General features: G+C 66.3%; 16 protein-coding genes, 2 pseudogenes and 1 riboswitch. Of the genes and pseudogenes, 6 read left to right on the forward strand and 12 right to left on the reverse strand.

The features are described from left to right. Positions 1 to 89 precede the first annotated feature (89 nt). Both EDD25_RS11600 and EDD25_RS11605 read left to right on the forward strand, forming a co-directional pair. Positions 90 to 1,940 carry a phosphoenolpyruvate carboxykinase (GTP) gene (locus tag EDD25_RS11600; RefSeq protein WP_134173410.1) on the forward strand — a complete coding sequence of 617 codons (1,851 nt, stop codon included), beginning with the start codon at positions 90 to 92 and terminating at the stop codon, positions 1,938 to 1,940. A gap of 82 nt (positions 1,941 to 2,022) precedes the next feature. After that, positions 2,023 to 5,091 (forward strand): alpha-mannosidase, encoded by a 3,069-nt coding sequence (locus EDD25_RS11605; protein WP_134173411.1) that lies wholly within the window; start codon positions 2,023 to 2,025, stop codon positions 5,089 to 5,091. Positions 5,092 to 5,098: 7 nt separating this feature from the next. Here EDD25_RS11605 and EDD25_RS11610 read toward each other — a convergent pair whose 3' ends face one another. The 7 genes and pseudogenes from EDD25_RS11610 to EDD25_RS11640 form a co-directional block, all read right to left on the reverse strand. Beyond that, positions 5,099 to 7,087: an ABC transporter ATP-binding protein gene (locus EDD25_RS11610; protein ID WP_422386790.1), complete on the reverse strand. Its 1,989-nt coding sequence runs from the start codon at positions 7,085 to 7,087 to the stop codon at positions 5,099 to 5,101. Between the two features lie 11 nt (positions 7,088 to 7,098). Continuing rightward, a pseudogene (locus tag EDD25_RS11615) lies at positions 7,099 to 7,320 on the reverse strand (MFS transporter); the annotation flags it as partial. Positions 7,321 to 7,605: 285 nt separating this feature from the next. After that, entirely contained in the window at positions 7,606 to 8,076 is a 471-nt protein-coding gene (gene ribH / locus EDD25_RS11620; RefSeq protein ID WP_134173412.1) for a 6,7-dimethyl-8-ribityllumazine synthase, read from the reverse strand. Then, positions 8,073 to 9,335, reverse strand: coding sequence for a GTP cyclohydrolase II (gene ribA / locus EDD25_RS11625; protein WP_134173413.1), 1,263 nt, complete (start codon positions 9,333 to 9,335; stop codon positions 8,073 to 8,075). The genes ribH and ribA overlap by 4 nt, the downstream gene beginning before the upstream one ends. Further along, complete coding sequence (locus tag EDD25_RS11630) at positions 9,332 to 9,964, reverse strand: riboflavin synthase (protein WP_134173414.1); 633 nt, start codon at positions 9,962 to 9,964, stop codon at positions 9,332 to 9,334. The genes ribA and EDD25_RS11630 overlap by 4 nt, the downstream gene beginning before the upstream one ends. A gap of 8 nt (positions 9,965 to 9,972) precedes the next feature. Continuing rightward, positions 9,973 to 11,007 (reverse strand): bifunctional diaminohydroxyphosphoribosylaminopyrimidine deaminase/5-amino-6-(5-phosphoribosylamino)uracil reductase RibD, encoded by a 1,035-nt coding sequence (gene ribD / locus EDD25_RS11635; protein WP_134173415.1) that lies wholly within the window; start codon positions 11,005 to 11,007, stop codon positions 9,973 to 9,975. A gap of 93 nt (positions 11,008 to 11,100) precedes the next feature. Next, positions 11,101 to 11,232, reverse strand: a riboswitch (FMN riboswitch). Positions 11,233 to 11,303: 71 nt separating this feature from the next. Then, on the reverse strand, positions 11,304 to 12,206 hold the full coding sequence (locus EDD25_RS11640; protein WP_134175416.1) for a sugar-binding transcriptional regulator: 903 nt from the start codon (positions 12,204 to 12,206) through the stop codon (positions 11,304 to 11,306). Positions 12,207 to 12,392: 186 nt separating this feature from the next. On the opposite strand from EDD25_RS11640, the gene EDD25_RS11645 reads away from it, so the two are divergent. From EDD25_RS11645 to EDD25_RS11660, 4 genes and pseudogenes are all read left to right on the forward strand, one after another. Next, positions 12,393 to 14,129 carry a glycerol-3-phosphate dehydrogenase/oxidase gene (locus tag EDD25_RS11645; RefSeq protein WP_134173416.1) on the forward strand — a complete coding sequence of 579 codons (1,737 nt, stop codon included), beginning with the start codon at positions 12,393 to 12,395 and terminating at the stop codon, positions 14,127 to 14,129. A 181-nt stretch (positions 14,130 to 14,310) separates the two neighbouring features. After that, positions 14,311 to 15,070, forward strand: a pseudogene (locus EDD25_RS11650) (MIP/aquaporin family protein). A 45-nt stretch (positions 15,071 to 15,115) separates the two neighbouring features. Continuing rightward, complete coding sequence (gene glpK / locus EDD25_RS11655; protein WP_134173417.1) at positions 15,116 to 16,630, forward strand: glycerol kinase GlpK; 1,515 nt, start codon at positions 15,116 to 15,118, stop codon at positions 16,628 to 16,630. A 301-nt stretch (positions 16,631 to 16,931) separates the two neighbouring features. Continuing rightward, positions 16,932 to 17,822: a type IV toxin-antitoxin system AbiEi family antitoxin domain-containing protein gene (locus EDD25_RS11660; protein ID WP_134173418.1), complete on the forward strand. Its 891-nt coding sequence runs from the start codon at positions 16,932 to 16,934 to the stop codon at positions 17,820 to 17,822. Between the two features lie 310 nt (positions 17,823 to 18,132). Here the strand turns inward: EDD25_RS11660 and EDD25_RS11665 are convergent, their stop codons facing one another. Genes EDD25_RS11665 through EDD25_RS11685 form a run of 5 tightly spaced genes read right to left on the reverse strand, consistent with a single transcriptional unit; the run spans position 18,133 to position 22,511 of the window. Then, on the reverse strand, positions 18,133 to 18,867 hold the full coding sequence (locus tag EDD25_RS11665) for an HAD family hydrolase (protein WP_134173419.1): 735 nt from the start codon (positions 18,865 to 18,867) through the stop codon (positions 18,133 to 18,135). Further along, on the reverse strand, positions 18,864 to 19,550 hold the full coding sequence (locus EDD25_RS11670) for a GNAT family N-acetyltransferase (protein WP_166671287.1): 687 nt from the start codon (positions 19,548 to 19,550) through the stop codon (positions 18,864 to 18,866). Before EDD25_RS11670 ends, EDD25_RS11665 begins: the two co-directional genes overlap by 4 nt. A 12-nt stretch (positions 19,551 to 19,562) precedes the next feature. Next, positions 19,563 to 20,567: a tryptophan--tRNA ligase gene (trpS, locus tag EDD25_RS11675; RefSeq protein WP_134173421.1), complete on the reverse strand. Its 1,005-nt coding sequence runs from the start codon at positions 20,565 to 20,567 to the stop codon at positions 19,563 to 19,565. Between the two features lie 30 nt (positions 20,568 to 20,597). Continuing rightward, positions 20,598 to 21,437, reverse strand: a complete 840-nt coding sequence (locus EDD25_RS11680; RefSeq protein WP_134173422.1) for an exodeoxyribonuclease III — start codon at positions 21,435 to 21,437, stop codon at positions 20,598 to 20,600. 9 nt (positions 21,438 to 21,446) lie between these two features. Continuing rightward, positions 21,447 to 22,511, reverse strand: coding sequence for a YihY/virulence factor BrkB family protein (locus EDD25_RS11685; protein ID WP_134173423.1), 1,065 nt, complete (start codon positions 22,509 to 22,511; stop codon positions 21,447 to 21,449). Positions 22,512 to 22,604 lie beyond the last annotated feature (93 nt).

The raw sequence follows: 22,604 nt of genomic DNA on the forward strand, positions 1-22,604 counted from the left end.
TTCTAGAGATACGAGAGAAAATTATGCTCCCGAAGGTTTCCCCCCCCCCGATCAATCTCGCTCGCAGGCGACGTTGGAAAGGCCATAACATGACCCTGACAAGTTCATCCCCCCAGACAGATACGGAGACCGCCGTGAAGCGCACAGGAACAACTGACCCGGCACTTCAGGCCTGGGTGCAGGAGGTCGCCGAGCTCACGCAGCCCGACCGGATCGTCTGGTGTGATGGCTCGTCGCGCGAGGCGCACGAACTCTCCAAGGAGCTCGTCACCTCGGGTCAGCTCATCCGCTTGAACCCGGAATGGCGCCCCAACAGCTTTCTCGCCCGAACCAACCCCAAGGACGTGGCCCGGGTCGAAAACCGCACGTTCATCTGCTCGACCGAGGAGATCGACGCCGGACCCACGAACAACTGGGCAGAGCCCACCGCGATGCGCAGCGAACTCAAGGGTGTCTTCGCCGGCAGCATGCGTGGTCGCACCATGTACATCGTTCCCTTCTCGATGGGCCCGCTCGGAGGCCCCATCTCGCAGCTCGGCGTTGAGATCACCGACTCCGCCTACGTCGTCCTCAACATGGGCATCATGACCCGCATGGGCGAGCAGATCATCACCATGATCGAGGCCGGCGACCCCTGGGTACACACCGTCCACAGCGTCGGGTACCCCCTCGTCGACGCCGACGGCGTTGCGCGCCCCGACGTCACGTGGCCCTGCAACGACACGAAGTACATCGTGCAGTTCCCCGAGGAGCGCGAGGTGTGGTCCTTTGGTTCGGGCTACGGCGGAAACGCGCTGTTGTCGAAGAAGACGTTCGCGCTGCGTATCGCGTCCGTGATGGGTCGTGACGAGGGCTGGCTCGCCGAGCACATGCTGCTCATCAAGATCACCTCCCCGGAAGGTGGCACGTTCCACGTGGCCGCCGCCTTCCCGTCCGCGTGTGGCAAGACGAACCTGTCGATGCTGCAGCCGACCATTCCCGGCTGGAAGGTCGAGACCATCGGTGACGACATCGCCTGGCTCCGCAAGGGCGACGACGGACGTCTCTGGGCGATCAACCCCGAGGCAGGTTTCTTCGGCGTCGCGCCCGGCACCGGCGAGCTCACCAACCCGACCGCGGTGAGTACCATGTGGGGCAACACGATCTTCACGAACGTGGCCCTGCGCGATGACGGGGACGTGTGGTGGGAAGGCCTCACTGAGAAGGCCCCCGATCACCTGATCGACTGGCAGGGGAAGGACTGGACGCCCGCATCCGGTCGTCCGGCCGCACACCCGAACTCACGGTTCACCGTGGCCGCCGCCCAATGCCCGTCCATTGCCGACGAGTGGGAAGCCGTCGACGGCGTGCCGATTGATGCGATCGTGTTTGGCGGACGCCGGGCCACAAACGTTCCGCTGGTCGCCCAGGCGCGCAGCTGGAAGCACGGTGTCTTCATGGGGGCCACGATCTCCTCCGAGAAGACCGCGGCCGCTGACGGCATCGTGGGCGAGCTGCGTCGCGACCCGTTCGCGATGCTCCCGTTCTGTGGCTACAACATGGCCGACTACTGGTCGCACTGGCTCAAGGTGGGCAAGTCCCTCGGCACCAAGGCTCCCGCAATCTTCCAAGTGAACTGGTTCCGTAAGGGTGCCGATGGCGGCTTCATCTGGCCTGGATTCGGGGAGAATGCGCGAGTTCTCGAGTGGATGGTTCGCCGGATGGAGGGCGACGCCGAGGCGATCGACACCCCGATCGGTCTGCTGCCGGCTGAGGACGGCCTCAACCTGAAGGGTCTCGACCTGTCAGCGGATGCGCTTGAGCAGCTCTTCCACATCGACCGGACCAGCTGGTTGACCGAGTGCGACCTCACCGAGGAATACTTCAACCAGTTCGGCGACCGCATGCCGCCGGCTCTGCTCGCCGAGCTGTCCAGCGTGCGCTACCACCTCAAGGACTAGTCACCCTCGTCAGAAAGGCCCCGTCGCGTCCCACGGCAGGGCCTTTCTCGCGTCGGTCGTGCGGCGGGCCTAAGATGCTGGCATGCACGACAACAGCGCGCTCGTTCTGCTCAGGATCAACCGTTTCGTCGTCGAGCGGCTGCACCCGGCAATGTACCGCACCAGTCTGCCGCTCAACATTGAGGTCTGGGAAGCGCCGGGAGAGCCGGTCACCTTTCACGACGCCAGGCAGCAGCCGTTCCGGGCGTTCCAGATCGGTACGGCCTGGGGACCACCGTGGAGCACAACCTGGTTCCATGTGACCGGTACGGTTCCCGCAGGCTGGTTCGAGCTGCCGGGGCTGCGCTCCGAGCTTGTGGTGGACCTCGGATTCAGCACCGCGGTACCCGGTTTCCAGGCCGAGGGCCTCGTCTACACCGCGGACGGCGTCATCGTGAAAGCGGTCGAAGCCAGGAACCAGTCGGTCCCACTTTGCGAAGCGACGGTCAACCTGTACGTGGAGGCCGCCTCGAACCCCAACATTGCCGCCGATTTCAGCTTCACACCGACCAGCCTCGGGAACCGGGCCACCGCCCCGACCGCGCCGCTGTATACGCTGCGTCGGGCGGATGTGGCCCTCAAAGATCAGGGCGTCTGGGAGCTCGCGCAGGATTTCGCTGCCCTGCGCGGGCTGCTGGGCGAGCTGCCGGACGCGTCGGCGCGTCGGGGCGAGATTCTCCGTGCCCTGGAGCGTTGTATGGACACGGTCGATCCGCAGAACGTGGCCGGGACCGCTGCCGACGGCCGCGCCGAACTCGTCGGGGTACTGTCCAGGCGCGCGAACGCGAGTGCTCACCGCGTGCACGCCGTGGGGCATGCGCACATTGACAGCGCCTGGCTGTGGCCGGTGCGGGAGACGGTGCGCAAGGTGGCCCGCACGTTTTCGAATGTTTTGAGTCTCATGGACGAGAACCCGGATTTCATCTTCGCCGCCTCATCCGCCCAGCAATTTGCGTGGCTCAAGGAGGTCTACCCGGAACTGTTCGAGCGGGTGAAGGCGGCCGTTGCCCGTGGTGCTTTCGTGCCCGTGGGGGGCATGTGGGTCGAGTCCGACACGAACATGCCGGGGGGTGAGGCGCTCGCTCGACAATTTGTGGCGGGAAAGCGATTCTTCCTGCGCGAATTCGGGGTGGAACCGCTCGAGGTATGGTTACCGGATTCATTCGGGTATTCGGCCGCGTTGCCACAGATCGTCGCGGCGGCCGGGTCTCGCTGGTTTCTCACGCAGAAGATCTCGTGGAGCGAGACCAACCTGTTTCCGCACCACACGTTCCTGTGGGAAGGCATCGACGGCACACGCATCTTCACGCACTTCCCGCCGGTGGCTGACTATAACGCGGAGCTCTCAGGCGCCGAACTCGCCAGAGCCGAACGGAACTACGCCGAGAAGGGCATGGCGAACACGTCGCTCGTGCCCTTCGGTTGGGGTGACGGTGGTGGCGGACCCACCGCGGAGATGATCGCGGCCGCGCGGCGCACGGCAGACCTTGAGGGTTCGCCGACGGTGCAACTGTCCACGCCGCGGGCGTTCTTCGAGACGGCGGAGACCGAATACGCCGAGCCGCCGGTGTGGTCGGGGGAACTGTACCTGGAGTTTCACCGCGGAACGTTCACCTCGCAGGCTCGCACCAAACGCGGCAACCGGCGCAGCGAGCACCTGCTGCGCGAGGCCGAGTTGTGGGCCACGACCGCCGCGGTGCAGGTCGGGGCCGAGTACCCCTATGCCGCGCTTGAGCAGGCCTGGCACACCGTGCTCCTGCAACAGTTCCACGACATCCTGCCCGGCTCGTCGATCGCGTGGGTTCACCAGCAGGCCGAACGCAACTACGCGCTGGTCGCGGAGGCGCTGGACGGGCTGATCGAGACGTCCGTTCGTGCGCTGTGCGGCCACGGGTCTGCCACGCTTGCCCTCAACGCCGGCCCGTATGCGCTTGAGGGGGTTGCGGCCCTCGGCGGCGGTGCGGCCGTCGCCGAGGCGGGAGCCCGCGTCACCCGCACTCCCGCGGGGATCGTGTTGCACAACGACCTCGTCGCCGTGACGATCGACGCTGACGGGCTCTTCTCCTCGGTGCGCGATGTCGTGGCCGACCGCGAGGTGATCCCGGCCGGCCAGCGCGGTAACCTGCTGCTGCTGCACCGGGACACGCCCACGCAGTGGGATGCGTGGGATATCGACGAGCACTATCGCCGCAACGTTGAAGAACTCACGGCGGCCGACGAAGTCGCGGTCGTCCTTGAGACCCCGGAGCGCGTGGGCGTGCGCGTGACCCGCACCTTCGGCTCTTCGCGGATCGAGCAGCGCGTGAGTCTCGCGGCCGGCTCACCAGCCATTGACGTGCACCTCGCGATCGACTGGCACGAACGGCAGAAACTGCTCAAACTGGCCTTCCCCCTTGACGTGCACGCCGACCGTGCCGCCTCCGAGATCCAGTTCGGCCACATCTACCGTCCGACGCACGCCAACACGTCGTGGGACAGCGCCCGGTTCGAGACCTGCGCGCACCGCTGGGTACACGTGGGGGAGCCAGGTTACGGCGTGGCCGTGGCGAACGATTCCACGTATGGCCACGACATTGAACGGTCAACGGATGCCGGCGGAACGACCCACACAACCGTGCGGCTGTCGCTGGTGCGTGCGCCACTCTTCCCTGACCCCTTCGCCGACCAGGGCACCCACTCGATGAGCGTGTCCGTGCGGATTGGTGCCGGTATCGCCGACGCGGTGGCCGAGGGCTATCGGCTGAACCTCCCGCTGCGGGAGGTGATCGGCGTCGAGAGCGCGGCGGTCGAGCCCCTGCTGCGCATCGACAACCCGGCCGTGGTCATCGAGGCTGTGAAACTCGCGGAGGACGGCAGCGGCGACGTGATCGTGCGGCTGTATGAGGCGCACGGATCGCGCAGCCGCGCGCTGCTCGGTCACGCTCTCAGCGCCACGGAGGTCTACGCAACCGATCTTCTGGAACGTCGCCTCCCCGACGCATCCCACTCCCAATCGGGGACACCGGGCAGGGTCGAGTCGCACCCTCCGATGTTTTCGCCGGTGTCGGGGGAGTTGGTCGCCCTCGAACTGCGGCCCTTCCAGCTGCTGACCCTGCGGTTCCGCCGAGGCTAGGGAGGCGTTAGACGAGCAGCTGGTGCTTCGCGAGGTCGCGGTAGAGCGGCGTGGACGCGACGAGTTCGGCGTGCGTGCCCGTTCCGATCACCGCGCCGTGATCGAGCACCACGATCTGGTCAGAGTCGACCACGGTGGAGAGCCGGTGCGCGATCACGATGAGCGTGCGGTCTTGCGCCACGGCGTCGATCGCGGCGCGCATCTTCTGCTCGTTGGCACCGTCGAGGCTTGAGGTGCTCTCGTCGAGAAGCAGAATGGGCGGCGCCGAGAGGAGCGCGCGCGCGATCGCGAGCCGCTGGCGCTCACCGCCGGAGAGCTTCACCCCGGATTCGCCGACGCTCGCGCCGAGGCCGGCCGGGTCACGGTCGAGCACATCGCCGAGGTTCACCGCGTGCAGTACCTCTATGCACTCCGCGTCGGTGGCGTCGGGAGTCGCCAGCGTGAGGTTGTCGCGCAGCGTGCCGGCGAGCACGGGGGCGTCCTGCTCCACATAGCCGATCTGGGAGCGCAGCGCTTTGCGATCGAGCGTGCGGATGTCGAGGCCGCCGAGCCGCACAACGCCGGCATCGGCGTCGTAGAACCGTTCAATCAGTGCAAGAATCGTGCTCTTGCCGGCCCCGGATGGCCCAACGAGCGCCGTGCGCAAACCTCGCGGTGCGCTGAACGACACTCCATGCAGCACCTCACGCAGCTCGGAAACGGGAGTCTCCGTGGCGCCGGCCGAGGGCCCAGCGGATCCGGCAGCTTCGGCGTCCACGGGCACGGGGGTGGCCTGGTAGCCGAATTGCACGTTTTCGAAGGAGATCGCGGGAGCGTCGGGACGCACGCTCGCGTTCGCGGCGCCCACGGTCATGGCGAGGGGGGCAATGTCGCGGTCGAACTGGCTCTCGGACGGCAGATCAATGATCTCCTCGATCCGGCCGAGCGCACCGAGCGCCGAGTTCACCGAGGTGATCGCGCCGAAGAACTGGCCGAGCGGCATGATCATCAGGAACAGGAAGAGGATGAACGCCACGAGGTCCGCGATCGTGATCGCGTCGCTCGCGACGCGGAAACCGCCGACGCCGAGCACCACGAGAAAGGAGACCTGCATGGCGATGCCGGCGATCGGCACGACGAGTGCGGAGATCTTGGCGACCTGGATGCCCATGCGCCAGGCGCCGTGGGCATCCTCTTCGATCGCGGCCACCTCACGCTCGGTGGCGTTGGAGGCCCGCACGGTACGGATGGCGCTGATTGCGCGCGCCACGCTCGCGGCGAGGTCACCCACCTTGGCCTGCGCCGCCTGGCTCGCGGTGCGAATACGACGCGACAGCAGCACGACCGTGACCACCGAAACGGTGATCACGAGCACGGTCAGCCCGAGCAATACCGGGTCGATCACGAGCATGGCAATGAGCGCGCCGACGAAGGTCAGTGACCCGCCGATGGCCTCCACGAGGCCCTGGGTGAGCACCGCGCGCAGCAGCGTGGTGTCGCTGCCCACGCGGGAGACAAGGTCGCCGGTGCGGCGGGCATCAAACTCGCTGATCGGAAGTCGGAGCAGCCGCCCCACGAGTTTGCGGCGGCTCGAGAGCACGACGCCCTCGCCGGTGCGCTGCAGCAGGTAATGCTGGTAACCGCTGATCAGGCCGGAAATGACCACGAGGGCGACGAGGGCGATGACGAGCGAGTCGAGAGGAGTGTTTGCCTGCACCCTGGTGATCACCTGGCTCACGAGCAGGGGCTGGGCGAGACTCGCGGCCGCGCCGAGGATGCTCAGCACGATGACGAAGGCGAGCACCTTCTTGTGCTCCAACAGATACGGCAGCAGCTGGCTGAAGCTCGCGCGCGGCCCCGTGTCCGTGGGCGATCCACCGGCACCGCGGCGTGCGGGGCGCGGCGTGCGGGGCGGCCTCGGAGCGCGGCCGCCCTTGCCAGACCCCGGGGAACGTTCGCCGGGCGCCTGGTTGTCGGACGCGGCCTTGCTGGTGCTGGTGTTAGGCGAAATACTCACCCCACGATCTTAACCGCCGCGCCGAGGATTGAGCTCATGTTGTAGGCGAAGGCGGAGCCCGTGTGGCGCACGGCCGTGGGGAAGAGTCCCGGCAGCAGGGCTCCCATCGGTCCGAACGTCATGCCCATGAGGGAGAATCCCAGGATCAGGAAGAACATCACCCCCACGAACCCGGCACCGAGCAGGGGCACGAACATAAGCCGGAAGACCACGATGAACAACGTGACGAGGATGCGCTCGCGCTAGTTGGACCCGAAGACGGCGACGAGCGGCAGCTTCTCCACACGCCTGGTCTTGACGGCCGTCGTTAGGGTCTCGCTCGCCACGGGGCGGAGGCGCCCCCGAGGCCCACGATCACCATGGCGGCGGAGAACAGGAAGGGGATGCGCCAGGCCCAGAAACGGCAGCCGACACAACGCGGGAAAGAGATGACCCCTCGACGAGGTCAGGGTTCGACCCTACGCGGGCTGCACAATGCCGTTTGACGTGACCTCCCCAACCGCCTGAGCCGCGCGGGCTCAGCGGCGAAGCTCGTGCAGCAGCACGGCCGTCGCGAGCGCGGCCGTGGCGGCTTCCTCTCCCTTGTCCTCCTTCGACCCGGGCAGGCCGGCACGGTCGAGGCCCTGCTGCTCATCGTCGAGGGTGAGGACGCCGAAGCCCACGGGCTTGCCCGTATCGAGGGCGACGCGAGTGAGGCCATCCGTCGCCGCATTCGACACGAACTCAAAGTGCGGGGTGCCGCCGCGAATGATCACGCCGAGGGCGACGACCGCGTCGGCGCCATGCTCGAGCGCAACCTTGCAGGCCACGGGCAGTTCGAAGCTGCCCGGAACCCGAATGACCGAAAAGTCGGCACCGGATGCTTCGAGCACGCGCACCGCACCCGCAATAAGGCCGTCGGTGATTTCGACGTGCCATTGCCCGGCGACCACGACGACCCGCAGTCCAGTCCCGTCAACGTTGATGGTGGGGGAACCTTCGATGCTCATACTGTTGTGCCCTTCAGGAGGTCCTGCTCATTGATGTGGTGGCCCATGCGGTCGCGCTTGGCGAGGAGGTAGTCCACGTTGTGTGCGCCGATCCCCACGACGAGCGGTACGCGCTCGGTGACGGTCACCTGGTTGTCTTCGAGCTGGCGCACCTTCTCCGGGTTGTTGGTGAGCAGGCGCACCTCGGTTAGGCCGAGGTCGCGCAGAATGCCCGTCGCCGCGCCGTAGTCGCGCGAGTCGGCCGGGAGACCGAGGGCGAGGTTCGCGTCGAGGGTATCGAGGCCGTCCTCCTGCAGGTGATACGCGCGGAGCTTGTTGATGAGGCCGATGCCGCGCCCCTCCTGGCCGCGCAGGTACACGACCACACCGCCCTGGCTGTTGATGGTTTCGAGCGCCGCGTCGAGTTGCGGGCCGCACTCGCACTTGAGCGAACCGAACACCTCACCGGTGAGGCACTCGGAGTGCACGCGCACGAGCGCGCCGTTGCGGGGGGTGCCGGAGATAATCGCAACGTGATCGGCGCCGGTCATCCGGTCGCGGTAGGCCCGCACGAGGAACGAACCATGCCGGGTCGGGACGGTCGTCTCCACCTCGAAGTCCACCCGCGGAGCCTCCGCGAGCGGCAGCAGGGCGGGCAGGGGAGCCACGCCGTGGTGCTCGTTGAGGTGCTCGATGAGGTCCTTGATCGTGATGACCACGACACCCTCGCGCTCGCCGAGATCGAGCAGGCCGGGCAGGCGCATCATCTCGCCGTCCTCGGCGACGATCTCGCAAATCGCGCCGACGGGGGCGAGACCGGCGAGCTTCATCAGGTCGACCGCGGCCTCGGTGTGGCCCGCGCGTTCCCGCACGCCGCCGTCCACAGCGCGCAGCGGCAGGATGTGGCCGGGCCGGTGCAGGCTTGTGGGCGTGGAATTCGGGTCGGCGAGCACACGCAGGGTCTGCGCGCGGTCAGCTGCGCTGATGCCCGTGGTGACGCCGGAGGCGGCATCGACACTGATCGTGTAGTTCGTTCCGCGCGCGTCTTCGTTGTTCAGCACCATCACCGGCAGATCGAGGGTGTCGGCGAGGTCGTTGGTCATCGGCGCGCAAATGAAGCCCGAGGAGTAGCGCACGGTCCACGCGAGCCACTGCTGGGTGGCGAGCTGGGCGGAGATGATGACATCGCCCTCGTTCTCGCGACCCTCATCGTCGGCCACGATGATGGGTTTGCCCAACCGCAGCTCGGCGAGGGCGGTGGGGATGTCGACGAGGCTCATGCTGCACTCCTTGTTGATTCCGCGGCGGCCAGGGCGAGCATGCGCTCCACATGGCGGGCGAGAATGTCCGTTTCGATGTTGACGTGTTCGCCCACGGTGCGGGCGCCAAGTGTGGTGGCGGCGAGTGTTTCCGGAATGAGGGAGACCTCGAACCATTGATCGACCTCGCTCGCGGGGCTGATATTGCTGACGGTGAGGGACACCCCGTCAACGGCGATCGAGCCCTTGCTTGTGACGAGCGGCGCGAGTTCGCGGGAGAGGCTGAACCGCAGCACGCGCCAGGCATCGCCGGGAACGACGGTGAGAAGGATGCTCGTGCCGTCGATGTGTCCCTGGACGATGTGTCCGCCCAGTCGTCCGCCGACGAGCGCGGCGCGCTCAACGTTTACGGGGCTGCCCTCCACGGCAGCCGAGAGCGTCGACATGCGCAGGGTCTCGGCCATGACGTCGGCTGTGAAGGTCTCGTCGGTGCGGTCCACCACGGTGAGGCAGACGCCGCTCACCGAGATCGAGTCGCCGTGGCGGGCATCCGCTACCGCCAGCGGGGCATGGATGGTGAATCGCGCGGCATCCGGGCTGCGGTCAATGCGCTCGACGCGGCCGAGCTCTTCAATGATTCCGGTGAACATGCTGGTCCTTATCTGGGGTGGGCGATGACGAGGATGTCGTCGCCCAGCCGGTCGGTCGAATGAATGGATAGGGTGCGCTGGTCGTTGATCGTGGCAACCCCAATGTCGCCAAGGGCGAGGCGGGGACCGCCGAGCAGCGTGGGGGCAAGGTAAACGAGGTACTCGTCGACGAGGCCGGCCGCGACGAACGCGCTCGCGAGGGTGGGGCCGCCCTCGATGAACGCCGTGCGGATGCCGCGGGCGTGCAACTCCGCGAGCACGGCGGGCAGGTCGTCGGTGAGCTGGCGCAGTGGTGGGTGCGGGTGGGCGTGCACCGCGGCATCCGAGGGGATGGAGCGGCGCCCGATGACCACGGGCACGGGCTGGGTCGGAAGCAACGTGCCGTCATCGGCGCGCGCGGTGAGTGAGGGGTCGTCGGCGAGCACGGTTCCGGTGCCCACGAGAATGGCGCCGGCGAGGCTGCGGCGGCGATGCACGTCGGCGCGCGCGGCAGCGCCGGTGATCCACTGGCTGGTGCCATCGGCGGCGGCGGCCCGACCGTCGAGGCTCGAGGCCCATTTGAGCGTCACGAAGGGGCGGCCGAGGCGTGCAGCGACGAGCCAGTCGCCAAGAAACGCTTCGCCCTGATCTTCGCGCAGTCCGCCGTCGACATGGACGCCCGCCATGCGCAGCCGGTTGGCGCCGCCCGAGGAGCACCGCCCGGGGTCGTTCACGGCGTAGACGACGCGGGAAATGCCGGCCTCGATCAGCGCGGACGCGCAGGGCCCGGTGCGCCCGGTGTGGTTGCACGGTTCGAGGGTGACAACGGCCGTGGCGCCGCGCGCCTGGCCGGGGGAAAGGAGGGACAGGGCGTCGACCTCGGCGTGCGAGGTGCCGGTGCCGCGGTGCCAGCCCTCGCTGAGGGTACGACCGTCGGGAGCGAGGATGACGCACCCGACGCGGGGGTTGATGCCGGTCGCGGGCCCGTTCTCGGCAATCGCGAACGCGCGAACCATGGCGGCGTCGACTGATCGGGGCACATTGAGTGCGTGCGCTTCGCTCATAATCACCCTCATTCGTCGATCGACAAACTCCGGGGAAATTTTTGGGTACCGCGCAAGCGAAAACCCGTCGAGGGACCTCAAATGGTCACTCGACTCGTGCGCCTCTCATCCGGACTTTAACCGTCGGTGCTGGAATTTCACCAGCTCAACCGTTTCGTTCCTGAGAACTAACGGGTCGCGGACTTTCACCGCCGGTTCGGATTTTCACCGACCCCGGAGCACGTTTCTTGCTTCTAGTATGACTCAACACGCGGCAACCCGTGTTATTCCCGTCACGCTCCGGCCGCAACCGGCTGTCAGGAGTCGGCGATCAGTGCCCGGGCTGTTCCCTCGTCCACGAACAGGTCGGTGATGAGATCGGCACGCAACGCGCCATGCAGGCTCGCGAGCTTCGACGTGCCGGCGATGACGCAGATGCGGCGCGGCGTGCGGCGCAGCACGGTGAAGTCGGGGCCGGTGCCGCGCAGGTTGAGCGGAATCCCGTCGGTCGACCCGTCTGCACGAAAGAAAACGGTCGCGACGTCGCCGACGGCGCCCGACTCGCTGAGCGACGCGTAGTCGGCCGCCTCAAGGTAACCGCCGGCATAGACGCGGCTGGGCACCTCGGAGAACGGTGAACCCAGGCCGAACAGGGCCACGTCCATCCGCTTCTGCATTTCGAGCAGTCGGCTCACGCTGCGTTCGCGCCAGAAGGCCTGCTTGGTTTCCGGGTCGTCGAAGAACGCCGGCACCGGGAACTGCTGCACGTGCGCGCCGAACGCGGTGCCGAAACGACCGAGAATCTCGCTCGCGTAACCCAGACCGGTGGTGCTCATGTTGCCGGCGCCGTTGAGCTGCACAATCTGCGAATTGTGGGTGGCCTTGATCGTGACATGGCGGCTGATCGCGTTCATTGTCGAGCCCCACGCGATGCCCATGGTCATGTTCGAGTCGAAGTATTGGCCGAGCATTCGTGCAACCGACAGCGCGACGCGCTCCAGCCGGTCCACATCGCTCGCCCGGTCCGGCACCGGAACGACGTGCGCGGTGACCTGGAAACGGTCGAGGATTTCCTTCTCGATCCGGCCGGGGGCATCCATGGGCGAGTGGATGCGGATGTCGACGAGACCGCTGGACCTGGCGTGGCTGAGCAGGCGAGATACCGAGGAACGTGAGGTGTGGAGCTCGCGAGCGATCGCATCCATCGTGAGGTCCTGCATGTAATACAGGTGAGCCGCACGGAGCGCGTCGCGCGTGCGATCGGACTGGCCGGGATCGTCGATCTGGAGAGCGTCTGGCGGGTGCACGTTTGTTCATTCCAGTTGAGAATTTGTGTCGAACTGTCAGGATTGATTTATTCACATGTGCTTGCCCCAGCGCAAGCCCCACACGACAGAGGTGACCGAATGGCGAAGTCCAATGCAGTGCAGGCTCAGGCAGCCCTCGTAGAACGTCCCCGTGCCCAGGTGCTCATCATCGGGGCCGGCATCAACGGAATCGCGACGTTCCGCGACCTCGCCCTCCAGGGAGTGGACGTGGTCATTGTTGACCGCGGCGACTTCGTGTCCGGCGCGTCGGCGGCGAGTTCACACATGATCCATGGCGGGGTTCGTTACCTCGAGAACGGCGAGTTTCGGCTCGTCAAGGAGTCCGTCGAGGAACGCAACGGTCTGATCAAGATCGCGCCGCACTACGTGAAGCCGCTCCAGACGACAATCCCCATTTTTTCGACGTTCTCCGGCGTGCTCTCCGCGCCGCTGCGTTTTCTCACGCACAAGCAGGGCAGCAAGCACGTTGAGCGTGGCGCGCTGCTCATCAAACTCGGCATGGTGCTCTACGACTCCTTCTCCCGCGATGGTGGCACCGTCCCCCGTCATGTGTTCGCGGGCCGCAAGAAGGCCCTTGCCGCTCTGCCCCAGCTCAACGCGGGACTCAAATACACCGCCACCTACTACGACGCGGCCATGCACGATCCGGAGCGCCTCGCCCTCGATGTGCTGCGCGACGGCCTCGACGCCGGCAGCAACGCCCGCGCGGCCAACTACGTCGAAGCCGTTGGCATGGACGAGGAAGGCGTACGTCTGCGGAACGCGATCACGGGTGAAGAGTTCAGCTTCGCGGCCGACGTCGTCGTCAACACCAGCGGACCCTGGACCGACCACACCAACGATGCCCTCGGGCAGCCGAGTGCGTTCATGGGCGGCACCAAGGGGTCACACATTGTTCTCGACAGCCCCGAGCTGCTCGCAGCCACGGGCGGTCGAGAGATCTTCTTCGAGCACGAAGACGGCCGCATCGTCTTGATCTACCCGCTCAAGGGCCGCGTTCTGGTGGGAACGACCGACCTTGAGCACGACATGACGAAGCCGATTCGCTGCACGGAAGCCGAGGTCGATTATTTCTTCGAACTCGTCGCGCACGTTTTCCCAACCGTCTCCGTCGACCGTTCCAACATCGTTTTCCGGTTCTCCGGGGTGCGCCCGTTGCCCCGCCACGACGACGAGCAGCCCGGCTTCGTCTCTCGCGACTACCGCATCGAATCCCGCCCGCTGGAACGCCGCTCGGCGGACGGGCGCCCCGGCACCCTGCTGAGCCTCGTGGGCGGCAAGTGGACCACGTTCCGTGCCCTCGCAGAGAACCTCAGCTCTCAGGTTCTTGAGCTGATCGGTATGGCGCGTACCGTCTCCACCGAGGGCCTCGCCATCGGCGGCGGCCGCTCCTGGCCGACAACCGATGCCGCACACAAGGTGTGGGTCACGGCCCACGGTGACGAGGTGGGCTCGGCACGTGCCGAGCAGCTCCTGGCCCGATACGGCACGCATGCGGCCGACATCATCGACTTCCTCTCCCTCGAAGCGGATGCCCTGCTCACCAACAACGACGGCTACTCGCGCCGCGAGATCGAATACCTCGCCCAGACCGAATCCGTTGTGCGATTGATCGACGTGCTGCTGCGGCGCACGAGCATGGCCTTCGTCGGTTCAGCGACGTCGCCCCTGATCGATGAGCTCGCCGACATCCTGGCTGGCGTGCTCGGCTGGTCGGCGGATCGCTGTGCCCAGGAGGTCCAGCACGCTGAACAGATTCTGAGCGACGTTCACGGCGTGGCGTTCGCTGAGAGGACAGTGCTCAGCCACACGTAAACGGATGCCGTTGGCCCTCGCGTGCCCGCGGCATCCGCTGCGATTGTGGAGCAAATTGCACGAATGTGCAGCCGGATTACCACCCAGAAACGTCCGTACCCCGATACGGTTTGTACCAAGTCAAGGGGAAACGTGCTCACGCACGCTTTCGCTGAGTTTTTCTCCCATCAGAAAGGTCAATGTGGACAATCTCGGAGTTGTATTTCTATCGGAGGTAGTGGGAACTGCCATCCTCGTCTTGCTCGGTACTGGAGTGGTCGCCAACGTCGCGCTGGCAAAGAACAAGGGCTTCGGCGGCGGCTTCCTGATGGTGACCGTCGGTTGGGGCCTCGCGGTCTACGCCGGTGTCATCGCCGCGTACAACTCGGGCGCTCACATCAACCCGGCGGTCACGCTCGGGCTCGTCGCGTCCGGTGCCACCGAATTCGGTGCGGGGGTGCCGGTCAACGTCGTTTCGGTGCTCGTCTACATCGCCGGTCAAATGATCGGTGCCATCCTCGGTGCCGTCGCCGTGTGGCTTGCGTACAAGCAGCACTTCGATCAGGAGCCCGAAGCCGCGAGCAAACTCGGCGTCTTCTCCACCGGCCCGGCCATCCGGTCATACGGCTGGAACCTCGTCACCGAGATCATCGGCACCTTCATCCTGGTGTTCGTCGTGATCGCCTTCGGACGCAACGGCGAGGCCGGCCGGTCTCGCGGCCCTCGGTGCCCTCCCGGTTGCCCTGCTCGTTATCGTGATCGGTACCTCCCTCGGTGGGCCGACCGGCTACGCCATCAACCCGGCCCGTGACCTCGGACCGCGCATCGCGCACTTCTTCCTGCCGATCAAGGGCAAGGGCTCGTCCGACTGGGCGTATTCCTGGGTGCCTGTCCTCGGCCCCATCCTCGGTGGCCTCCTTGCCGGGTTCGCGTCGACCGCGCTGCTCCCGATCCTCGCCTAGCGTCACCCCGTATCAGCTCAAATTCTCTCAACAAAGGAGTTAAGAATGACCAAGTACGTACTCGCGATCGACCAGGGCACCACGAGCTCACGAGCGATCATCTTCGACAAGTCCGGTTCGATCATTTCCACCGGTCAGCTCGAGCACGAGCAGATCTTCCCGAAGGCCGGATGGGTCGAGCACGACCCCAAGGAGATCTGGGACAACACCCGTGAGGCCATTGGCCAGGCGCTCTCGAAGGCGAACATCACCCGCCACGACATCGAGGCCATTGGCATCACGAACCAGCGCGAAACCGCCGTTGTGTGGGACAAGACCACCGGAGTCCCGGTCTACAACGCGATCGTCTGGCAGGACACCCGCACGCAGCCCATCGTCGATCGCCTCGCGGCCGACGGCGGTGTTGAGCGCTTCAAGCAGAAGGTCGGCCTGCCGCTCGCCACGTACTTCTCGGGAACCAAGATCGTGTGGATCCTCGAGAACGTCGAGGGCGCACGCGAGAAGGCGGATGCCGGCGATCTCCTGTTCGGCACCACGGACTCCTGGGTCCTGTGGAACCTCACCGGCGGCACTGAGGGCGGCGTCCACGCCACTGACGTGACCAATGCGAGCCGCACGATGTTCATGGATCTCGAGACTCTGCAGTGGGACGACGAGATCCTGGCTGCGTTCGACGTGCCCAAGTCGATGCTGCCTGAGATCAAGTCCTCGTCAGAGGTCTACGGCACCGCGAGCGGGCACAGCCTGCTCCGCGAGGTTCCGATCGCTGGAATTCTCGGCGACCAGCAGGCTGCCACGTTCGGCCAGGCTGCGTTCGACCAGGGTGAGGCCAAGAACACGTACGGCACCGGTAACTTCCTCATCTTCAACACCGGCACCGAAATCGTGCACTCCAAGAACGGGCTGCTCACCACCGTGGGCTACAAGCTCGGCGACGGAGAAACGCACTATGCCCTCGAAGGTTCCATCGCCGTCACGGGTTCGCTCGTGCAGTGGATGCGCGACAACCTCGGCATGATCAAGTCCGCCGAGGAGATCGAGACGCTCGCCAAGACGGTCGACGACAACGGCGGGGCCTACTTCGTGCCGGCGTTCTCCGGACTCTTCGCGCCGTACTGGCGCTCGGACGCCCGGGGCGCCCTCGTTGGCCTGACCCGCTACGTGAACAGGGGCCACATCGCCCGCGCCGCGCTTGAGGCCATTGCGTACCAGACGCGTGAGGTTCTCGACGCGGTGAACGCTGACTCCGGAGTGCCGCTGACCGAACTGAAGGTAGACGGCGGGGCCACGGCCAACAACCTGCTCATGCAGTTCCAGGCTGACATGATCGGTGTGCCGGTCGTGCGACCCGTTGTTGCAGAGACCACAGCGCTCGGTGCCGCCTACGCGGCAGGCCTCGCCGTGGGCTTCTGGAGCGACCTCGACGACCTGCGCTCCAACTGGCAGGAGGACGCCCGCTGGGAGCCGTCGATGGACAAGGACGAGTCCGAACGTCTGCTGCGAAACTGGAAGAAGGCCGTCACCAAGACCCTCGACTGGGTCGACGAAGACGTGCGCTAACCGGCGCCGCCTCACTCGCTCCACCCGCCTCACCTGAAGCCCGGCGGTCGCTCTGCGGCCACCGGGCTTCTCGCGTCTCTGTGCCGCGTCCCGCGTGTTGCTAGTTCAGGAAATCCGGCGAAATGGTGACTCGCCGGCCCGGAGCAGTGCGGCGGATGCGACGAGCCTGCCCGGATCTCCTGAAGTAGCAACCGGGGCGCCGTTCGGCCGCGCTCTCTCCCCAGGAGACGAGACCGTGGCATTGTCCACAGATGCATTTTTCCACGACGACGGCCTGTCCGCCGTCGCGCACACTGGCCCCATGAACTGGTCGCAACACTTCGCTGGCGCCAATCGAACGATTTTTGAGACGGCTGAGCTGAAGGTCGCCGGAGCCACATGCCGGGTGCTCCGAGACGCCGTTGATGAGGGCACTCTGGTACGGGTTCGCCGCGGGTACTACGCACTTCCGGCTACCAGCCCGCACGTCTTGGAAGCCGTGCGCGTCGGTGGACGGCTCGGGTGTATTTCCGCCGCAGCGGATGCCGGCGTCTTCGCCTTCGAGGAGCGCTTCGCGCACATTCATGTCGACCCCACGGCGTCGCGGCTCCGCGCCCCCCACGACCGCTTTCAGCGACTCGCCAACGAGAATCGCGACGGAGTCGAACTTCACTGGGACCAGCTGCGCAGGCCCGACGGAGGCAACGAATATCGGGTCTCGCTGCCTGATGCCCTGATTCAGGTCTTTCGGTGTCAAAGACCACGATTCGCCCTGGCCACACTTGAAAACGCGCTTCACCAAAAGCTTCTTCCGGTCGCTGCGGTGGCGGGCATCTTCGCTGACCTGCCCGAGGAACTGCAGTACGTTCGCCGCCGTGTCGACCGGCGCAGTGAATCTGGTCAGGAAAGCGTGCTGCGCTGGATCGTTCTCACGGCCGGCGTGCACTGCGAGATCCAGGTCGCCATCGCACCCATCGGACGCGTGGACCTTCTCATTGAAGGTTTCCTCGTCGTCGAGGCAGACAGCCGCAAGTTCCATGATGGCTGGGAACGTCATTCCGCGGACCGCACGCGAGACTGTGCTCTGGCCATCCTCGGGTATGTGACCTACCGAGCCCTCTACAAAGACATCATGTACCGACCGGAGCGTGTGATTGCCGCGATCATGGGCCTACTGGCTGCCCGCAATCGCTTTCGTACCCTTTTTGTGTGAGGCGTTTCCTGCCCGCCCATCGCTAATTCAGGAGAAGTGACCTTCCCGCGGAAGCGGATTCCACTCCGCCCGGCCAGTCGCGGATGCACGCGACCGACCTCCTGGAGCAGCAACGGGTACCCGTCTCCGATTCCTGAGCGCGTGCTGAGTCCGCCGCGTTGCTACTTCAGGAGATCCGCGGCGGGTGGGTGGGGTGGCCCGCGGAGCAGTGCGGGAGTCGTAGTCACGCCGGCCGGATCTCCTGAACTAGCAACACGCAGCGTGGGAAAAGGGCCGGCAGATGCGGGCCGGGGCGACGACGAGCCGGCGGTCAGGGGGCCAGGGCGGCGGCGAGGGGAGCGAGGCCGGCCAGGCGAAGAACGCCCAGCCGGGCGGCGTCGGCGGAGTCGGCCTCGGTGACGGATGCCGCGCGCCGGTCGATCCAGACCGCCGCCAGTCCGGCTTCCGCGGCCCCGATCGCGTCGGTACGGATCCGGTCGCCCACGTATACGGCGGCGCCCGGAGCCACCCCGAAGACGGAACACGCGTGCCGGAAGATACGCGCGTCCGGCTTCGCGTAACCGAGGTCGCCGGACGCGATCACATGCTCCACCCTGTCGCTGAGGCCCACGCGGTGCACCTTCTCGCTCTGGAACGCGCGGTCCCCGTTGGTAATCAGCCCCACGCGCACCCCGGGAATACGGGCGGCGAGCTCATCGAGACACGGCATGGCATCGGCATGAAGCCGCCAGCTCTCGCGGTAATGCACGAAATAGCGCTCGAACCAGCGCGTCGCCTCGGTATCGGTGAGCCGCAGACCGTAGGCCGCCGCAAAATCACGCGACCGTTCCCGCCGCTGCCCGTGAAAGTCGAGCACCCCGGCCAGGTAGGAGTGATAATGCTCCTCCTCAAGGCTGCGCCAGAGCGACTGCACAGCCACCGGATCCGCCGCGAGAAACGCACCACGAACGACCGCGAGATGGCGCAGAATGCCATCTTCCACCGCCTCGCGATGCGCGAAAAGAGTGTCGTCCAGGTCGAAGAGAACGAGTTCGGGCCGTGTCACGGCGCCTCGATCTCCGACGGCCAACCCGGCTTCACGAGTCGGTCGTCGGTGGTTCGCAGCACAGCATGCCACGACAACGGATGCCCGCCGTCGCGATCAGCGGACGCCGACGGCCCCCGGCCCAGGAAGGTGAAACCGGCCGCTCGAGCCGTTCGTGCCGATGCCCGGTTTCCGACCAGGCACTCCCACTGGATCGTGCTCACGAGGGCGGCGCCGAACGCCCAATCGATCACGAGCCGCTCGGCCTTCTGCATGAGGCCCAGGCCCCGGTGCGGTGCACCCAGCCAGAAACCGAACGCCCCCACGCCCGGGGATGGGCGGCGCAGACCGATGACGCCGAGGAGGGGCGTGGCGAGGGTCAGCTCGACCAGCTCGACCAGCTCGACCGGCGGGGCTGGAGGGGCGGGCTGGACCACGTCGACCAGCGCGGTGGGGTCGCCCCGCGGGGTCGGCGGGGCGATGGGAAGACGCGCGGCGCCGCGCACGGCCCAGGTGTACTCGGTGTCTCCGGCCCAGCCTTCCGGCACATACTCGGCGATGAAGCCGTCGGCGTGCTCGCGCCGGTACGGCCACGGGATCGTCAGATACCGCTCGAAGAGCGGGTCCTGGCAGTATTCGAGCACGAGTGGGGCATCCGTTGCCTCAAGGGAATCGAGCACAACGGATGCCGATGCGAGCCTCACCGGAAGCATGGTCTAGCGGGGACGCAGAAAGCCGACGCGCTCGAAGACGGTGTCGAGCGTGGCGTCGGCCACCTCGGCGGCGTGCGCGGCGTTGACAGCGAGCAACCGGTCGAGCTCGGCCGGGTCGTCGAGCAGCTCCTGCACCCGCGCCCGAATCGGATCGAACGTCGACGTGACCACCTCGGCGAGGCCCTTTTTGAGGTCGCCGTAACCGCGGCCGGCGTACTCGTCCTCGAGGGACTGTGTCGACCGCTCGGCCAGTACGGAGTAAATCGTGAGGAGGTTGGCGACACCGGGCTTGTTCTCCCGGTCGAAGACCACACCGCCGTCGGTGTCGGTGACGGCGCGCATGATCTTCTTACGGGTCACCGCGGAGTCCTCCAGCATCCAGATCACCCCGGCGTGTGACTCCGCCGACTTCGACATCTTCGACAGGGGGTTCTGCAGGTCGTAGATCTTGGCGGTCTCCTTCTGGATGGCGACCTCCGGCACGGTGAACGTGTCACCGAAGCGGGAGTTGAACCGAACCGCGAGGTCGCGCGTCAGCTCCACGTGCTGGCGCTGATCCTCTCCGACGGGCACGATCGACGTCTGGTACAGCAGAATGTCTGCCGCCATCAGCGTTGGGTAGGCGAACAGGCCCACCGTCGTGGCGTCGGCGCCGTGCCTGGCTGATTTGTCCTTGAATTGCGTCATGCGGCTCGCCTCACCGTAACCGGTGATGGTGTTGAGCACCCACGCGAGCTGCGCGTGTGCGGCCACATGAGACTGCACGTAGAGGGTGGAGGCGGAGGGGTCGATACCGGCCGCGATGTACTGCGCCGCGGTACGCCGGGTGTTCTCGCGCAGCGCGGTCGGGTCCTGTGGCACCGTGATGGCGTGCAGGTCGACGATGGAGAAGAACGCGTCATGCGTCTGCTGCAGCTCCTTCCAATTGAGGAGGGCTCCGATGTAGTTGCCGATCTGCAGCGATTCAGCCGAGGGCTGCATGCCCGAGTACAAGCGTGTTTTAGTCATTATTCATATCTCCAGAAAGCAGAACGGGCATCAAATTGCGTAGTCGACGACCACGGGGGAGTGGTCGGACCAGCGCTCGTCGTAGGCCGCGGCGCGGTCGACCTCGTAGGTGGTGACGGATGCCGCGAGGGCAGGGGTGGCGAGGTGGTAGTCCAGACGCCAGCCGGTATCGTTGTCGAACGCTTTGCCGCGCTGGGACCACCAGGTGTACGGCCCTTCGACTTCTCCGGCCCACTTGCGTCCCACATCCACCCAGCCGAGGCCGCCGCCGGTGTTGTAGTCCGCGTCACCTTCGCCTCCCAGAATGGCGTCGAAGTAGGCGCGTTCCTCCGGCAGAAAGCCGGCGTGCTTCTTGTTGCCGCGCCAGTTCTTGATGTCGAGGGTGCGGTGGCCCACGTTGAGGTCGCCGAGAACGACGGCGAGTTCACTGTGGGCGGTGAGTTCGGGCATCCGCGCCAGCATCGCGTCGAGGAACTTGTATTTCTCCACCTGCTTGGGTGTGTCGGTTTCGCCCGAGTGCACGTAGGTGCTCACGACCGTGATCCGGCGGCCGTTCATCTCGTAATCGGCTTCCAGCCAACGGCCGGCGCTGTCAAAGTCGGTCGCACCGAGCTCCACGCGGTGAATCGTTGCGGCCTTACGGCTCGCCAGGGCCACTCCGGCGCGGCCCTTGGCCGTGGCGGCGTCGTGCAGGATATTCCAGTCCGGGCCCAGCAGACCCTCGAGGTCTTCGATCGACGCTCGTACCTCCTGGATCGCGAGGATATCCACGTCACGGGCGGCGAGCCAGTCGCCCATCCCCTTGCGGTACGCGGCGCGAACCCCGTTGGTGTTGATGCTGGCAATACGGAGGGGCTTGGCTGAAGGCATGCGCCAATTCTATCGAGGGGTCTCCGGCGGCAGGTTCTTGACCGCCTTGACCGCCTCGCGTACGCGGCGCGTGGCGCGGGAGCGTCGCCACCACGGGAACCCCACGTAGGCGCGGCGCGCGTCCGTGAGTTCGGCCTCGACGTGCGCCCGTTGTTCCTGCTCCTCCTTCTTTGACTTGGCAGCGGCCTTCTCGTCGGCGCTGCGGGACTCAGGGGGAATGCCCGCGTCGCTCATGCCCACGGAGATCCACGAGGCGGCGAGCAGTATCACTGTGCTCACGAGGTTGAACCAGATGAGTAGCCCAATGATCACGGCGAATGTGGCGAGGAGCGGGTTCCTGGTCGCCCCGCCGAGGAGCGTGCCGCCCAGGATCTTGAGCACGCCGAGCGCGACCCCGCCGAAAACCGAGCCGACCACGAGACGACGCAGCGGAATCCGCACGCGCGAGAGCACCCGGAACAGCGCTGCGAGCGTGGCGCTGTCGATCACCAGCACGAGCGCAACTCCGATGCTTCGGGCGGTGGCCTGGTACCAGATGGACTGCTGGCTGATGCCGACAAGGCCGAACAGGGTGTCGAGGGCAGCCGTGCTCGCCAGAGACACCAGCGCTGAGAGCAGGAGGGCGAGGCCGAAGAGCAGCCCGAGTACGAGCTCGCGCGCCTTCAGCAGGAGAATAAACGCGTTCTGCTTCGGCATACCGAACATGCGCCGCACAGCGAACGAGGTGGTGGAGAGCCATCCGAGGGCGGTGAGGAGCAGCCCGGCGAGGGCGATCGCGCCCGTCCACCGTAGGGTGGTCCCCGCCGTTTTGAGTGACTCCGGGTCGATCACACCGTCGGCTCCGATAAGGCCGGGTACCGATCGGTTGATCGTGGCGTAGAGCTGCTCGGTGATGGCGGGGCTGTTCGTGACAAACAGTCCGGCAATCGAGAAGCCCACCCAGAGTGCTGCGAACACGGCAAAGATAGCCTGAAACGACATGCCTCCTGCCAGCACCGATCCGCCTCGATCGGTGAATTGCGCGAAGACGCGCACGGGCCGCAGGGCGGTGATCTTGGCGAGGATGGGCTTCACGCGCCCAGCATATACACACCAGGACTAAAACCTGTGACCCGAGTGAACGGATGCCGAAGCCCCACTCTGCGGCGAGTCTCCGGTGCGTCCAGG

Origin of the sequence: Cryobacterium psychrophilum (assembly GCF_004365915.1) — a bacterium.
Taxonomy (GTDB): domain Bacteria; phylum Actinomycetota; class Actinomycetes; order Actinomycetales; family Microbacteriaceae; genus Cryobacterium; species Cryobacterium psychrophilum.